This is a genomic window from Nostoc sp., from assembly GCF_054880495.1.
The window spans coordinates 23,676-38,728 of the sequence record NZ_JBTYKD010000296.1 but is presented as its reverse complement, the minus strand read 5'-3'; the positions used below and the strand labels follow the sequence as shown (position 1 = coordinate 38,728).

At 40.9% G+C, this 15,053-nt stretch carries 18 protein-coding genes and 1 pseudogene; 8 read left to right on the top strand and 11 right to left on the bottom strand.

Annotated features, from left to right (window positions below; translation table 11 throughout):
* Nucleotides 1-194: 194 nt before the first annotated feature.
* On the bottom strand, nucleotides 195-890 hold the full coding sequence (locus ACYTXL_RS25910) for a hypothetical protein (protein ID WP_461927200.1): 696 nt from the start codon (nucleotides 888-890) through the stop codon (nucleotides 195-197).
* Nucleotides 891-907: 17 nt separating this feature from the next.
* The gene (locus ACYTXL_RS25905; protein ID WP_109013426.1) at nucleotides 908-1,651 is read right to left on the bottom strand and encodes a ParA family protein; all 744 of its coding nucleotides are present in this window, start codon (nucleotides 1,649-1,651) and stop codon (nucleotides 908-910) included.
* Nucleotides 1,652-1,853: 202 nt separating this feature from the next.
* On the opposite strand from ACYTXL_RS25905, the gene ACYTXL_RS25900 reads away from it, so the two are divergent.
* From ACYTXL_RS25900 to ACYTXL_RS25890, 3 genes and pseudogenes are all read left to right on the top strand, one after another.
* Nucleotides 1,854-2,195, top strand: coding sequence for a hypothetical protein (locus ACYTXL_RS25900; RefSeq protein WP_461927199.1), 342 nt, complete (start codon nucleotides 1,854-1,856; stop codon nucleotides 2,193-2,195).
* A 36-nt stretch (nucleotides 2,196-2,231) separates the two neighbouring features.
* Nucleotides 2,232-2,570, top strand: a complete 339-nt coding sequence (locus ACYTXL_RS25895) for a type II toxin-antitoxin system VapC family toxin (RefSeq protein WP_461927198.1) — start codon at nucleotides 2,232-2,234, stop codon at nucleotides 2,568-2,570.
* 119 nt (nucleotides 2,571-2,689) lie between these two features.
* Nucleotides 2,690-2,854: pseudogene (locus ACYTXL_RS25890) on the top strand (Uma2 family endonuclease); the annotation flags it as partial.
* Between the two features lie 150 nt (nucleotides 2,855-3,004).
* On the opposite strand, the gene ACYTXL_RS25885 reads toward ACYTXL_RS25890, so the two are convergent.
* A complete protein-coding gene (locus ACYTXL_RS25885; protein WP_461927197.1) occupies nucleotides 3,005-3,862 on the bottom strand; it encodes a GIY-YIG nuclease family protein in 858 nt (285 codons plus the stop codon).
* A 344-nt stretch (nucleotides 3,863-4,206) separates the two neighbouring features.
* On the opposite strand from ACYTXL_RS25885, the gene ACYTXL_RS25880 reads away from it, so the two are divergent.
* Nucleotides 4,207-4,608, top strand: a complete 402-nt coding sequence (locus ACYTXL_RS25880) for a four helix bundle protein (protein ID WP_461927196.1) — start codon at nucleotides 4,207-4,209, stop codon at nucleotides 4,606-4,608.
* A gap of 98 nt (nucleotides 4,609-4,706) precedes the next feature.
* Nucleotides 4,707-5,726 (top strand): tyrosine-type recombinase/integrase, encoded by a 1,020-nt coding sequence (locus tag ACYTXL_RS25875; protein ID WP_461927195.1) that lies wholly within the window; start codon nucleotides 4,707-4,709, stop codon nucleotides 5,724-5,726.
* 321 nt (nucleotides 5,727-6,047) lie between these two features.
* Here ACYTXL_RS25875 and ACYTXL_RS25870 read toward each other — a convergent pair whose 3' ends face one another.
* Entirely contained in the window at nucleotides 6,048-6,248 is a 201-nt protein-coding gene (locus ACYTXL_RS25870; RefSeq protein ID WP_461927194.1) for a hypothetical protein, read from the bottom strand.
* A gap of 271 nt (nucleotides 6,249-6,519) precedes the next feature.
* Between ACYTXL_RS25870 and ACYTXL_RS25865 the strand changes: the two genes are divergently transcribed.
* The 3 genes from ACYTXL_RS25865 (at nucleotide 6,520) to ACYTXL_RS25855 (ending at nucleotide 8,817) form a co-directional block, all read left to right on the top strand.
* Nucleotides 6,520-7,596 (top strand): hypothetical protein, encoded by a 1,077-nt coding sequence (locus ACYTXL_RS25865; protein WP_461927193.1) that lies wholly within the window; start codon nucleotides 6,520-6,522, stop codon nucleotides 7,594-7,596.
* Between the two features lie 48 nt (nucleotides 7,597-7,644).
* Nucleotides 7,645-7,782 carry a hypothetical protein gene (locus ACYTXL_RS25860; protein WP_461927192.1) on the top strand — a complete coding sequence of 46 codons (138 nt, stop codon included), beginning with the start codon at nucleotides 7,645-7,647 and terminating at the stop codon, nucleotides 7,780-7,782.
* A gap of 456 nt (nucleotides 7,783-8,238) precedes the next feature.
* Nucleotides 8,239-8,817, top strand: a complete 579-nt coding sequence (locus ACYTXL_RS25855; RefSeq protein WP_461927191.1) for a TMEM165/GDT1 family protein — start codon at nucleotides 8,239-8,241, stop codon at nucleotides 8,815-8,817.
* A 152-nt stretch (nucleotides 8,818-8,969) separates the two neighbouring features.
* On the opposite strand, the gene ACYTXL_RS25850 is transcribed toward ACYTXL_RS25855, so the two are convergent.
* The 7 genes from ACYTXL_RS25850 to ACYTXL_RS25820 form a co-directional block, all read right to left on the bottom strand.
* Nucleotides 8,970-10,541 (bottom strand): beta strand repeat-containing protein, encoded by a 1,572-nt coding sequence (locus ACYTXL_RS25850; protein ID WP_461927190.1) that lies wholly within the window; start codon nucleotides 10,539-10,541, stop codon nucleotides 8,970-8,972.
* Between the two features lie 339 nt (nucleotides 10,542-10,880).
* Entirely contained in the window at nucleotides 10,881-11,186 is a 306-nt protein-coding gene (locus ACYTXL_RS25845; protein ID WP_461927189.1) for a hypothetical protein, read from the bottom strand.
* Between the two features lie 176 nt (nucleotides 11,187-11,362).
* On the bottom strand, nucleotides 11,363-12,793 hold the full coding sequence (locus ACYTXL_RS25840; RefSeq protein WP_461927188.1) for a hypothetical protein: 1,431 nt from the start codon (nucleotides 12,791-12,793) through the stop codon (nucleotides 11,363-11,365).
* A complete protein-coding gene (locus ACYTXL_RS25835) occupies nucleotides 12,781-13,029 on the bottom strand; it encodes a hypothetical protein (protein WP_461927187.1) in 249 nt (82 codons plus the stop codon). The genes ACYTXL_RS25840 and ACYTXL_RS25835 overlap by 13 nt, the downstream gene beginning before the upstream one ends.
* Nucleotides 13,022-13,591, bottom strand: coding sequence for a hypothetical protein (locus ACYTXL_RS25830; protein ID WP_461927186.1), 570 nt, complete (start codon nucleotides 13,589-13,591; stop codon nucleotides 13,022-13,024). Before ACYTXL_RS25830 ends, ACYTXL_RS25835 begins: the two co-directional genes overlap by 8 nt.
* Nucleotides 13,592-13,649: 58 nt before the next feature.
* Nucleotides 13,650-14,330 (bottom strand): hypothetical protein, encoded by a 681-nt coding sequence (locus tag ACYTXL_RS25825; protein ID WP_461927185.1) that lies wholly within the window; start codon nucleotides 14,328-14,330, stop codon nucleotides 13,650-13,652.
* A 183-nt stretch (nucleotides 14,331-14,513) separates the two neighbouring features.
* Complete coding sequence (locus ACYTXL_RS25820) at nucleotides 14,514-15,017, bottom strand: hypothetical protein (protein ID WP_461927184.1); 504 nt, start codon at nucleotides 15,015-15,017, stop codon at nucleotides 14,514-14,516.
* Nucleotides 15,018-15,053: the final 36 nt, after the last annotated feature.

The following is a 15,053-nucleotide window of genomic DNA, read 5'->3' as shown; positions in this document are numbered from 1 at the left end:
CAACCTCAGCTAAGGTTTTTAGGCTTTATAGAATAAGCTTTCTGAGTTTCGCACCGGGAACTAGTCTAAACTCCAGTTATTCACTCTCAGGTCACGGCTACACGATAACGCTTTCTGAACTGCAAGAGATGCGATCACCACCATCGAAGCGATCGCCACCGGAAAGGGCGGTTACGCCATCGCACACTCCTCTTTCAAAGTTTGTCCCTGCTTTTCTGCCTTGACATCAATATCTCTATCAAAGTCGCACGATCAGAGTTAAACGACTCTAAAAGTTGTACTAAAGCTTCTTCTACAATCACTTCTTTATAAGGAGCATGAGCTTTTCCTAGCTCTAACTGGAGTGTAAGGTGCAGTTTGTCTAGCTGATGCAGCACCTCTTCACTGATTTGAAATGTAGATTTACGCAATGAAACTTTTTCTACGTTGACTTGTTGACTTGTTAAAAAGTTAGCTTTCTCGCTTGTTGAATTACTGTTTGGTTGAATGATTGGTGTGCTATCTGGCTGACTTGTTGAAGCGTCAAATGTATATTCACTCTTGGATTGCTGCCTTGTTGACTTGTCAGCTTCTTGACTAGTTGACACTTCATCTTGATGACTTGTTGACTTGTCAGATTTTCGACTTGTTAGTAGTTTATCTGGTTGACTGGTTAACTTGTCAGCTTCTTGACTAGTGGACACTTCATCTTGCTGACTTGTTGGCTTGTCAGATTTTCGACTTGTTAGTAGTTTATCTGGTTGATTGGTTAACTTGTCAGCTTCTTGACTGGTTGACACTTCATCTTGCTGACTTGTTGACTTGCTAATTTGCTCAAACCCAGCTAAAACTTTATCGGTCGAGGACAACGGATCATTATCATCATTTAATCTGGCGCGTCGTTTTGTCATCTGTCTTTTCACCTTAATTAGATTGCAGCAATTAAATTAGCGATTAACTGGTAAGGCTGCACTAATTTAGGGTCTTTAGCATAGATGTGAATGGGTTCGCCTGCCAGATTTGACTCAGAGAACTTGATTGACTTCGGAACGGCTTCAAATATCTGAATGTTTTGTAGTCTTTTATTTAAGGAGGCTAAGACATCTTGAGTCATGACCGTGTTTTCAGCCATTGTTGGCAATACTCCCAGTATTTGTAATTGGGGATTAAGACGTTTTTGAACACTTGCAACTGTTTCCAACAGTGCAGCCAGCCCTTTTAAAGCGAAAAATTGACACTGCACTGGGATAAGAACTGCATCCGCAGCTGCCAAGGCATTAACCGTTAACAGTCCCAAAGAAGGTGGACAGTCAATTAAGATGTGATGGAATTGCTTGAGTACGGGAGCTAGTCGCTCTTTAAGGATGTAAAAGTTACCTACTTTCATGAGTATCTCCGTTTCTCCCTTAGCTAAGTTGATGTCAGCAGGCAGTAAGCTGAGTCCAAATTTAGTAGAAACTACTCCATCGATGACTTCTGCTTTTTCTGTAATTACGTCGTAGCAGCTAATCTGGTCGTCAGCCACTTCCACCCCCAGCCCTGTAGTGAGATTGCCTTGAGGGTCAAGGTCAACAGCGAGGACAGTATCCTTAAGAGCCAGTAGTCCCCCTAAAGATATAGTGGAGGTAGTTTTAGCTACCCCTCCTTTTTGATTTGCTAGTGCAATAATCATTGAATTTTAGGCCAAACATTTTGCCTATGAGCTTACTGGCAAGTCATTAATATAGCAAGTTAGGTTTACAACCAGCTAAAAAGCTAAAAAGTTGGGTTGTCAACCAGCTAACTTGTTGGCAAGTTAGAAAGTTATACTCCTGCCCTGTATGCTAGATGTAGAAGAGTACATTATTGTTCAAGGCTTGTTAATAATTAAATATATGGTTATCAATTTCTCCTCCGTAACGTTACCTCAGTCTGAAAACTTGAAGTTACATATCCTACTGTCACGTAATCATGAAGGAAATGTAATAGCTTCTGTCCTGGAATTTCCCAACACTCAGGTTGAAGCACCTACTCAAGAACTTGCATTACTTGAATTGAAAAAACTTTTGTCAACTCGTCTTGAGAAGATAGAAATTATGAGTGTAGAAATTCAATTGTCTCAAAGCGAAGCAGAAAATCCTTGGATAAAATTTGCGGGTGTGTTTAAAGACGATGCAGATTTTGCTGAAATTGCTAATAATCTCAGAGCAGAACGTAACGCAGTAGATGAAGATTAAAAGACTGAGGATTAGATTCAGATTGAGAAATGCAGGATGAGTTTTTATATACTCGACACAGACCATGTTTCGCTTTTACTTCAAGGAAACCAAGCTGTTATATCTAAAGTTGCTCAAGTTTATCCCAATTTGGCTATCACCATTGTCACAGTTCAAGAAATTTTTAACGGGTGGGTAGTCAAAATTAATGACCGGACTGAATCTGCCAACTTAGTAAACCTTTACACTAAACTGTGGACTACTCAAGAGTATTTCAAAGGAGTAAGAATACTCAACTTTGATACTGCTGCCTACACTTGTCACCAAGGTTTACTCAGAGAAAACCAGCAACTCAATAAAAAAAGGCTACAGAAAGATTTGCGAATAGCTGCGTAGGCAAAGCCCGCCGTAGGCATCGCTCTAAGGGCAAATGCGGTGATGGTTACTCGTAACCAAAAGGATTTTGCTCAAATTCCCGGTTTGGTGCTGGAGAATTGGACTCACTAAATTAAGAATTAGCTTCTGGTTTACAACTTGGTTGGTTAATTAATCCCAAAGATAAACAAGTAATAATCTATCGTCCAAATCTTGCACCAGAAGTTTTACAATCTCCTACAAGTTTATCTGGTGAAGATGTTCTCCCTGGTTTGATTTTAAATTTACAGCCAATTTTTGCGTAGAGGAATCATTATTTTGATTGTTAATACAAGTCATAATGCCATTTTCTAAAGTCCTTCATAAATTTTTGATTAAAGATGCTCTGAGCTTTGATATCTTAACCAATAACTCTACAACTACGATCTTGCAGATAACTTTCGCTGATTCATTCATTAAGGGACTTGCAAGCAGGTAAATATATGCTTATGATAGTTGATGTAGGCAGCAGATTTGAGGATTTTCTGACCGTCAAAATTTGTGTGACTATATTCCTCTTCCATTAGAAAATCAGCCAAAATTCTTAAGTCTTTTAGTGCTTTTACCTGTATACCGAACAGTTCGGCAATACCTACATAAAGCTCATTTGCACTGGAGTTATTAGCCAAATATTCAAACAACTCCCACTCTATAACAACAAATTCAAGCCTGTAACTATCAAAATTGTATGTTGGTATCCAAGGAGGAGTGTAATTATCCTTGTCTCTGCCGCAGTCAGGTTTATAAATAGTCCAAGCTTTTCTTACTTCAGGACTATATCGCTTTCGCATTGAATTACTGATTATTTCATAATCATTAATATTTATTAAAATTACTATGCAACGTATTCCACCATCACCAAGATATTCCCCAGCAACTACTGAACGAATAACATTAAAAAGAGATGTTAGTTTATTTATTACTTTTAATAAACGTTTGATTTCACGCTCAATTTGAGGTTGCTTCGGTAAATATTTTTTAACTTTACAACCGTTTAGTTCTGGTTGAAACAAGTTGATATAATATCGCTCCTGCTCATCTAAAAAATTTATTGGGAATTCTTTCCAATAAATTTTGTGGCAGAGTTGACGATTTGACCTAATCAATTGTGGATATCTATGGTGCGATTTCCCAGCCCATCTGCTCTTAAGATTTGCAGCCTGACCTATATACCAAACGCAGTCGTTAGCATCAGCTATCACATATACTCCAGAACAGTCCGGCAAACTATACCGTTCTCTAAACAGAACGTTTGACCAATCCTTCCACTCCATAACTTCACGATAACAGGGTTAGATGCTTATCTATTTCATAGAATGCCCATTGTGGGGTATTAAGTTAAGGTCTGCTGCACCAGAAGCCTCGGTCTAAGCTATCAGTTTGCCGATATCAGTTTTGATATCAAAGCAGCAGTTTCACAGACTCGGCATATCTAAATAACACCCACCTCCTTCCGCAAGGAGTATTTTGATCCAAAGCGAATGTAAACATTCATGCTCCCACCGAGTGCCGTATGATAGACGTTATTGGAAAGCCACATTATCGATAACGACGCAGTAAGCACTTATGCCTAACAAGGCGGGGCAGAGGGGCAGAGGGGCAGAGGAGCAGGGGAGAAATGGAAAATAAGAAACCAATTCAAAGCCATAGAGATTTGGAAGTTTACCAAACAGCATTTGATGCTGCTATGGAGATTTTTGAACTCTCCAAAAAGTTTCCTATGGAGGAACGATATTCGTTGACCGACCAAATTCGTCGTTGTTCACGTTCTGTCTGTGCTAATTTAGGCGAAGCCTGGAGAAAACGGCGTTATGAAGCTGCTTTTGTCGCTAAACTTAACGACTGTGAAGCTGAAGCGGCAGAAACACAAATATGGATAGAATTTGCTGTCAAATGTAAATACTTGGAGGTTGAAGTAGGAAGACAGCTTTATCGCACTTATGACTTGATTCTAGGTAAATTAGTGAAGATGATTGCTAATCCTTCACCTTGGCTAATGCCAAAAGCAAGAAAAGAATAAACAACCCCTCTGCTCCTCTGCTCCTCTGCTCCTCTGCTCCTCTGCTCCCCTGCTCCCCTGCCCAAGAGCTTATTCTTTAAGAACGCGAGTCAGCACTTATGTCAAATCCACATTCTGGAGAAATTGTCAAGTCTGCGTTGGAGGCGTGTTTAGATGCACCTTTAGCTCGGTATTTTGACGCGCAACTTCAGGGCGACCCAGATGTGTTGGCGCAGTTGTTGGCAGATAAGCGCAATCCCAATACTCGACGGGCTTATGAAAAGGATTTGAGGGATTTCTTTCTGAAGATGACTTTGATGCCGCCGACTGGTGATAGTGTGCTGGAGTTTTTGCACTTGCAGCGAGAGCAAGCGGTGATGGTGGTGTTGAAATATAAGGCGATGTTGATTAAATCTGGGTTGCGGGAGGCCACAATTAATCGGCGGTTGGCGGCGATTAAGTCGTTGGCGAAAATGGGGCGGAAGTTGGGAGTGTGCAACTATTCCCTGGAAGATGTGTCGGGGGAGAAGGTCAAGGCGTATCGTGACACGCGGGGGGTTGATAGCAAAGCGATAGCAAAAGTAATTCACTCCTTTGATAGGGAGACTTTGATTGGTAAACGCAACTATGCAATTTTTCTGGTGCTGTGGGGTTTAGCGTTGCGTCGCCAAGAGATATGTCAGTTAGATGTAGGGGACTTTGATTTTTATGGACGCAAGTTGAGAGTTTTAGGGAAGGGGAAGGGAACCAATGAAGAATATTTGGATATGTCTAAGGATGTGGCGGCTGCTCTTGCTGATTGGTTAATTGCACGAGGGGATTTGAATGCTAATTTACCAATATTTACGGCGTTGGATTTTCATAATGAAGGACATCGCTTAACTACTGATGCCATCTATAAAATTGTATCTGCTAGTTTTAAGGCAGTGGGGGTGAAGAAAACCATGTCACCGCACAGGGTAAGGCACTCGGCAATTACGGCGGCACTGGATGCGACGGATGGGAATATTAGAAAGGTGCAGAAGTTGAGCCGTCATGCTGACCCGCGAACGTTGATGATTTATGATGATAACCGGAATAAAGACCTGTGGGAAATGTCGGAATTGTTGACGGGTATGTTGAAGAATTCGGGGGAATAAAAATTGGGTAAGAAGCAAACTAGGGAGATTTAAGTACACCCATTCCTTCCGTCTTATGTCCGCATTAACAGTTATGAGTGATAACCGCTATACCACTGCGTCACATCAAATCAATAAGCGGGTATAAGACCCTATCGGCACTTGAGCGTTATTTAGAAGTGAGCGACGACCAGAAACGTCAAGCGATCGCGCTTATTGATTTTTTAAGTGTCGAGTCATTTAATTCTAGTTTCCAGCGATCGCACTCAATCTCCAAATACAAAAACCCGTGCTACGCAAGGTAATACGGGGTGAGAATTGGGATAACGGGGGAATGGGGCATTAATCGAAGTCGTCAGGCAATTCTGCCTCTTTTAGCGTCTCTTGTAGCTTGTGGTAGGTAGCTAGGGATGGGTGAGAAAGTGAGATGTTTCTTGGCTTCTCTTTACCCTTCACAGGATTTTTAGCTCGGTTCTCAGTGCGTCTTCTAATACGGTTACGGTCTAGTTCATCAAAAGGATTGGTGATATCGTTCGCTATCATCTCATCAACTTTCTCACACATCAGTTGAAAATTTAACCTGCCGTCCTCATTCAGGGTATTCACGCAAAGATACGAAGACTAGTAATACAAGAAATTAAAATTTCATGAAGACGACTCAGTAATTGAAGATGTAGTGAAGATTACTTAGGAAAACTTGAGTACTCAGATTATATGTGATTTTATGAAAAGATGTCACGTAAGTATCGCTGACTGAATGAACGTGTAATGTGAATTGGCCAGATACAAAATTTAATTAGAAGAAGTAAACCTGATGTTAAACAAGAAACTCAAAGACTTAGTTCGAGCTAATTTAGTTACAGTATTGGGTCTGAGTACCCTAGCATTAATTGGTAATACTTCTGCTCAGGCAGCTAGTCTTGAGATTACTGATTTCACTACTTTAAATGACCCCGATAGTATAGACGGCATCGCTTCCCCATACGGCATCAACAATCATGGAGCGATTATAGGAAATGCAGCTTACGGGGGATTTCTATATCAAGAAGGTTATTACACTACCTTAAATGCTCCTAATGCTGAAATCGGGGAGACTTATCCATCCGGCATCAACGATCATGGGGACATTGTAGGGTTTTACAATGATGCTAATTACAACACTTATGCTTTTCTAGATCAAGGAGGTAATTACACTATCTTAAATGATCCTAGTAGTATGACCGGGGGCACTAATCCAATAGGTATCAACGATCATGGGGACATTGTAGGGTCTTACACTGATCCCAACTTAATTACTGATGATGGTTATAACTATATTGATGGTTTTCTATATCAAAATGGTAACTACACTACCTTGAATTATCCTAATGCTTCCTTCTTGAATTATCCTAATCCTGTTTTTTATTATCTAACAGGCATCAACAATCATAGAGATATTGTAGGGTATTACTATAATTTTAGTAGCAACGACATTGGTAGTCTAACAGGCATCGGTAGTTTTCTATATAAAAATGGTAACTACACTGCTTTAAATGCTGATCCGAGTACTGGATTCCTTGCGACTCAAGCGAATGCCATCAACGATGAAGGAGAGATTGCAGGATTTTACTATGATGGTAATGGCAACACTCATGGTTTTATATATCATGATGGTACTTATACTACCGTCAACTATCCTGGTGCAATTTCGACACAACTGTTTGGTATCAACGATAAAGGAGAGATTATAGGATCATATGGTGATGCTAATGGTGACGGTGGTGGTTTTACGGCTGAGGTAAAAGAAGTACCTGAACCCGGAACCATCCCTGCTACTTTCGTTTTTGGTGTAGGTTTAATTACGGCACGGCTGAAGCTGCGTAGAAAGCAAAAAGCTTCCCTAGCAGCATAATCTTTGGATGCGTTAGGCAGAAAGTCACTATTTGGAAAATATTGGGTAATGGGATTTTGTACGGATAAAAACGTTCGCCCACAACTGAATATTCGATTAGACAAACACCCCGGACTGTTAGACGAAATCAAAGCCTATGCCAGCGAGCGCACTATTAAATCGGTGATTTATAGCCCTGATTTTTAGCACCTAACTTTGGGGCACTGCTGCCAATTCCCTTTCATCCCTCAAAATGAGCGAACCGACAGTGATGACATAAATAACCAATTTAAATCTTAATGAATTCTGCTTAAAAATGAAACAAATATGAGAATAAATTACAAGATTGAAATGTATATTTTTCAAATTAATTAGAAAAAAGCCAATTTATTTCTTTTTTTTAGTGTACGCTGAATAAAGATTGAAAGGGAGTAGCTGCTGGCTAATAAAGTCAGTACATCTGAATCAACATACTGGCAGAACGCCTGGTTCAGATGACAAGTTTTTGAGCCTCAGTAGTTAACTGAGCCAAATCTTTCAGCTTGGGAGCGAGACTTTCACTAAGTTCACATCTGATGTGAGCTTGGTGGAGTACAGATGTGCTGCTCAAGCTCACTCAGGAAAGTTGTAAGAAATCTGAGGAGCTTGCTTGGCTTGTATCCAATGGAATTAAATCTTTTTGTTTCTACTTTTGCACTAATATTTGTGGCTGAACTACCAGATAAAACTGCTTTTGCAGCTTTATTACTTGCCACTTGTCATCATCCTCTTGCAGTTTTCACAGGCGCGGCAGCAGCATTTGTGATTCAGAGTCTTGTTGCAGTGGCATTCGGTAGTTTATTTAGCCTTTTACCACCGATGCTTATTCATATAGGTGCGGGGATTTTGTTTTTAGTATTTGCAATCATGATGTGGCGCAAGAAGGAATCCGGTGGTGAGGATGTTAAATGTGATGAGCAAGCAAACAAAGCTCGTTTTTCTAAATCTGTTGCATCAACATTTATGACTATTTTTATTGCTGAATGGGGAGACTTAACACAGTTGGCAACAGCTACTTTAGCAGCTAAATATCATTCTCCAATCACTATCTTCTGTTCCGCAACTTTAGCACTTTGGGCTGTGACGGCTATTGCGGTAATAGTCGGATATAAAGCTAAACATATAATAGAGCAAAACTTGTTACAGAGAGTTGCGGCAACTGCATTTGCGGTAGTAGGAATCGGACTCTTGGTTAAACACTAGTATTAGTACTAGTCCCACGGCGGGAGCTATTAAAGATCAAATCAGGGAAGCATTGGCAATATTAGAGTAATTCCATTAGTGTGTATTTTTGTCATAGCTAGCTGAGACTATTCTCGCCTGCGAAGATTGGATAAAAAATTTGTTGGAAATTCCTAATGAGGAATCCCTTGCACATTCTGCTGTGGAGTAACGCCAAGAAAGGCAATTTGCTCAACATTCAAGACATTCAAGGTGAACTGATCACGCTTAACGGTGTAATTGTTGGAGGTACCTGCAATAATGTAATCACTTTTGAAATCAGGCAGAATTAGCTTATCCCATCCCGAACCACCATCGATGGTGGCATTACCGTAACCAACATCAAATGTGTCGTTTCCACCTCCACCCTTAATCAAGACATTGGCAATAGCGCCCCCTTGGTCTGAAACGGGATTACCCTTAGCATCAATTCGACGAGCTTTGAAGTAATCGTTACCGCTTCCGCCATCAATCGTGCCGCCTTGAATGCCAACGCTGGTGCCATAGCCAGTCAGGATATCAGATCCTGCCCCTTCACAAATAATGCCATTAGTATTAACAATGCCAGTACTTGGACTAATGCCAGTACTTGGACTAATGCCAGTACTTGGACTAATGCCAGTACCAATGATGGTATCATTGCCATCGCCTAAATTGATCATGCCACTGTTAACAATGCCTATACCTACACCAGGTTCAACTGTCCCAGCTTTAGGGATATAGTCCCCCGCACCGCCTGTGCCCGTGCCAGAAAGAATGTCGTTTCCCTGCCCTCCACTAATTACGCTACCTTGGCTGTTGGAGATGCCTATACCATTCCCCGCAAGGACATTAAGACTATTAATACCCATAGCATATACTTGCCCATTACCACCCTTGCCAATACCAGTAATAGAATTGTTTCCTTCTCCTCCATTAATGTTGCTGCTACCACTGTTGGAGATGCCTATACCATTCCCCGCAAGGAAATTAAAACTATAAGTATCTACTTCCCCATTACCGCCCTTGCCAATACCAGTAATAGAATTGTTTCCTTTTCCTCCATTAATATCGCTGCCACCACTGTTGAAGATGCCTGTAGCATCTACTCCAGCATTACCACTACCAGTTCCAGAGATGGAATTGTTCCCTTCTCCTCCATTAATATCGCTGCCCTCAGTGTTAGAGATTCCTATAGCCCTGGTCTGAGTGTTAGAGAAGATTCCTAGAGGATTAGCCAATTCTCCAATTGCAGTTCCAAAGATAGAGTCGTTCCCAAATCCTCCATCAATGCGGCTATGCTGAGTATTATTGATGCCTGTAGGATCGGCTATTCCATCGAAAGATCCCGTTCCGGTTCCCTTGATCAAATCATTTCCGTCTCCTCCATTAATGTAGCCACCCTGAGTGTTAGAGATTCCTGTACCATGTAGATGTTGTCTATACTCGAAGCCACCAGTGCCTGTGCCTAAGATTGTATCGTCTCCCATCCCTGCATTGATGATGCCACTGTTAGCAATGCCAGTGCCTGTGCCTGCATTGTCAAAGCCGTCGCCGCCACCAGTGCCTGTGCCTAAGATTGTATCGTTACCTGCTTGAGTATCAATGACTCCGTTTTTTAGAACCTCAATTCCAATTGTTGGAATTGTATTATCCTCTTTGCCTACCACTAGATCGGAACCCGAAGTGCCTATGAATGGGGGCAAAGAAACAATTAGTCTGGACATAATGTAATTCTCCGCAATTGTGTGTGATGGAATTTTAACCCCTGAAAGTCTTGCTCTTTGAAGAAGAATTCTCTCTCTTCAGAATTCCAGTAGACGGAAAAGTTTTCGTATCTCCTCAAAGATTCGGGGTAAGCAATTATTCTGCTGACCACGACCTTTTGCCTGTTCGTGCAATAACGCCTTTAGAACAGCTCCTTACTTCCTTCATCGGAATAAAGTATTTTTATGCAAATCTCCCGATCTTTTTTATTAGTGTAGTTATAGCCGGGGTATCGGCTGTCCAAAGATATGATCAATCATCATTGACTTGAGCAACAAAATAAATTACATTTCTCGCCTTTAAAAATCATCATCAAGAGGACAGAGGAGAGTTTGTAAGAATTCTGGGAGATATTCGTACTGGTCTAAAATAATATTCGCCATTGTTAAATACCACTTGTGATAGAGTTGGGGGTCTTGATGAGTACCTCCTTTACTGAACCAGCTATTTACAGTGCGAATATCTACATGGCTGATTTGGGCAATTAACTCACGGCTCACATCCCACTTGGCGACAAATTCTTGATGATCTAAAATTGGTACAGCATAAATAAATGCTCTTAGTCTTGCTAATTGTTGGGGCGTTAAAGGTTTAGGATTACTCATGAAGCCTCACCCAACGGTTCAGTTGTTGTTCTGAACATTCTTTTGATTATACGAATCATGGTTTTGGTAACGAATTAGTTTTAATGGCGTGAGCCGTGCTTCATTTACCGCAGAATCACTATCCTGTGGTTATGGGGATTTTATTATCAATAAACCGCCGTCCTATTGAGAATTATTTAGTCTTCAAAACTTAGTGGTTTGCCGTTGAAATGCTGGGAAATTTTCTCAGGGTGAAACCAATCGGGCAGCGTCTTCTCAACATCATCAAGATTATTTCCTTGCTCATCGACCAGACCGTAGCGAACAACTACTCTTTTTAAAGGTGTTTCGCCATTGGCTGAGAATTTCTCAAGCAATACAGTCCCCGACTTCCGAGCGCTTGCTGTACCATCTGGGAATGATTCATTAGTGGCATTGTGAGTAATTCCAAGTAAATATTCCTTGGCTTTGCGAGTATCGGTTAGGCTCATTTTGAAAAATGCGATCGCACTTTCACCGCACAAAGACTTTAAATTAGTGAACTCATCCACAATTACTTGCTGTTTGATTGTCGGTTTTTGTTTAATCCGTACCAACCAGCGTTCGCAGCAATCCTGAAAAGCTTGGGTAATTTCATCCTCTGACTCAGAAGAGCTAGTAGCTTCTAGCAACTTCCACACATCGGCATTATCCCCAGTGGCGTGTCTATCAATTAGTTGGTGAATTGGTGCATTAAGGCAATACTTCCTAATTAATGCAATAGCTGTTGCGGTGTAAGTTTTACCGCTTCCCTGGTTTCCAATCAGCCATAGTGGTTTTAGTGAGTTAATTATTTTCCACAAGTAACCATCCTCATGATGTTTAAGGGCATCGACAAGACTATTTTTAAGCTGTACATCTGGTGATACCTGAGCAGAAGTGTTAGAATCCTGCTTGCTATTTTTAACCTTTTCTAATTCCTTTGTCGCTTTGGCTACTGCCAGCCGATTATCTACAATCTGTTTATCCAAATTAGAGATATCTAACTCATGACTTTTAAGTACAGTCTCGCCCTGCAATCGCCCATTAATTTCATCGAGTGCTAATTCATTGGGTGATTTCATAGCCTCTATCGTCTCTGCCGCATTACGTGCGATCGCGTTTTTGGTGATTGAGTTTTGCTGCTCTTTTGAGAATTTAGTTAAATCCAGGTGGTTATGGACTATCAAATCATTCTCAAGCGCTTTAATTTTTAGCAGAGAAAACTGACTATGAATAGCTTCTTCTTGGCTATCTGTAAGCAGTTTAGAGCCAAGGTAAGCAGTTAATAGCGCGGCTGTACCAGCTAAACTGAATAGAGGTGCGGTAGGTGATTCTGGTGCTAAATTACCGACTATTTTAATATTGCTATCAAAGGTTGAGTTCCGGCGCTCATGCTCTACTATCCAACTAATACCGCGCTTAATTTGGTCACTTTTACAAGGCTGATTATTTGGCGTAAAGCAGAATAATGTTTCGCTGTACTTGGTGGTATCACTCCAGAGTGGCAGGGTTAAACTCAGTCCCCCAACCAGCAAAATACCAATGCCAAATGTAGCAATCTTGCGCTCTGCCTTAAACCGTTGGTTAAATGCTTTTATCTCTTCCATAAAATCAAAACTATAAATCCCAAAAAGATAATGGCTGGCAAGTAAGCACTAACTAAAAGTAGCAAGGATTTGATGAGTGAAAGTAGCTGAATATCCAACCCAGCTTGTTTACCCCAAGAGCTAAGGTGCTTAAGGTTTTCAGCAGTGTTTACAGCATCAGTAAACAGGTTGTTTACAGCAAATATCCCAAGGATAATCCCACCTATAATTGTCAGACAACCTCTCTGCCTATACATTTACTTTTTTCCTCAAAGACATTATTGCCATCCCAATAAAAATTACCCCAGCAGCCGCTATTAGTAGCCCTTGTGGAATAGCGAAGGCATTAGTATTTTGTGCTGCCTTTATTTGTGCGTATGTATCTTGGATTTGGCTTTCAGTTGCCCTAACTTCTGCGACTATTTTCTGTGTCGAGTTCCACCCAACGACTCCACCAATGGCTAGTTTCCCTACTGCTACCAATGGCTTGCCATGACTTAATGACCAGCGCTCACTACTCAGTTCAAAGTGAAAACTTTCTCCACAATCAATCAGTCCTGGTAGCAATGCTAATATCATGGACATTGCCAGAATAATACTGATCGATATTTGCATGGAGAACAAGAGCCAAGCCAGTGATGCTGATCCAACCTGACAGGATAGAAATAATAACCCGCTATCTATACGCTTCCTGGCTTCAATATCGGCGTATAGTCTAGCCTCCATTCTCTGCAAATAATTGGCTGTAGTCTCGTTAACTCCCGTGCTGCCATTGTCATTTATTAGGTTATCTAATTCGTCATCGTTAGGTGGAAGCATGGGAATAAAACTAAGTTAATTATTGAGAATACCTGAGCAATGACCCAGGTATTTGCTTTTAGAATCCTAATGCTGATTTAATTGCTGTGAACTTCTCGGCTAGCACACCGCGCACTGTGTTATTTTGATAGTTCTTTTGGGTGATTAAATCAAATCTCGCATCGTCACCACGATTTAAAGCTTCAGTCATCATCTTGGTTTGGTAAACTTCGTTAGCACTTATCTGCTTAATCTCAGGTCTATTTGATTGGTCAGTTAAAGCAGCTTGATTGTCAACGCCAACGAGGTAAGCATCAATGTAACCCTTAATTTGGGTGTAATTCATCTGGTAATTATGACGCTGATTCTCGATGTTTCGAGCATTTGCAAATTCAGCAGCCGTCTCACTTCTTTTATGCCCATACTGAGCATTTGCAAGAGTGGCGTTCATCGTTGCTTTGTCAATCTCAATCGCGCTCTTCCCAGCATTTACCAGTACTTCGGAGATAGCTTTATTCTGAGCAGTCGTACCATTAATTATTTCATGGTATGCTGCGGCTAACTTTGGTGCAAATTCTGCACTTAATCTACCCTGCCTCGCTAGCTCCCCAATCTTCTGAGCGCTGGTGACATCGCCCATCATTGCATTTGTAAAGTCATCCAGACTTACACCAAATTTAGTCTTGAGAACTTGGTTTATCCTTCGTGCTTTGGGTGAAACGTGATTCTTGAGTTTTAATTGAGAATTGTCTTTCACCATTTTGGTAACTTCCTAGGTATTTCTAAATATTTATTTGGGTCTACAAAATCCCTGTACTCTATCCGCTTAACTCGGAATTGTGATAATCTCCAGTCGTCATAGGCTTGTAGGGCAAATAGAAGTAGGGCAATGGACAAGATGATGAATCCTACTCTCTTCGGGTTAAACGAGATTGTGTAACCATTACCCTGCCTTACTGGGTAATGTGAATCTTGATAAGATATTGGCTTGGGAACTTTTGATATGTTGGCGGATGCCTCCTATATCTGCCCTGACATTACTTGAGAAGTTTTCTACTTTCTGATTTAACTTAGTCGCCCTATCCGCTATGTGCGATCGCACTACATGAGCATTAGTGTCTAAGGCGCTCTCCACCTCATCAAAACGATGGTCTACATAACCTCTAATTGCACTGGTTACACTGGTTAAAAAACTGGAATAATCGCTGAAAACATCATCGATATTATCCGCAACTACTAAGCACTCTTGTTCGCTCAGTTCAAAACCCAGTGCCATTGATTGAGTAGATACTAATGCTTGTTTATCCGCGTTGGTCACAGCTAGGGAATGAGTAATTTCGTTCACTTCTAGAGGTGCAATCGCGTTTACTTCGTCTTCCTCTAATTCGCTTGTATCATAATTAAAGTCAAACAGTATTAGGGGGGATGAATAAGTGCCTAAAATCACAGCCAACCACTTTTAAAACAACCTCTTAAGCTTTAG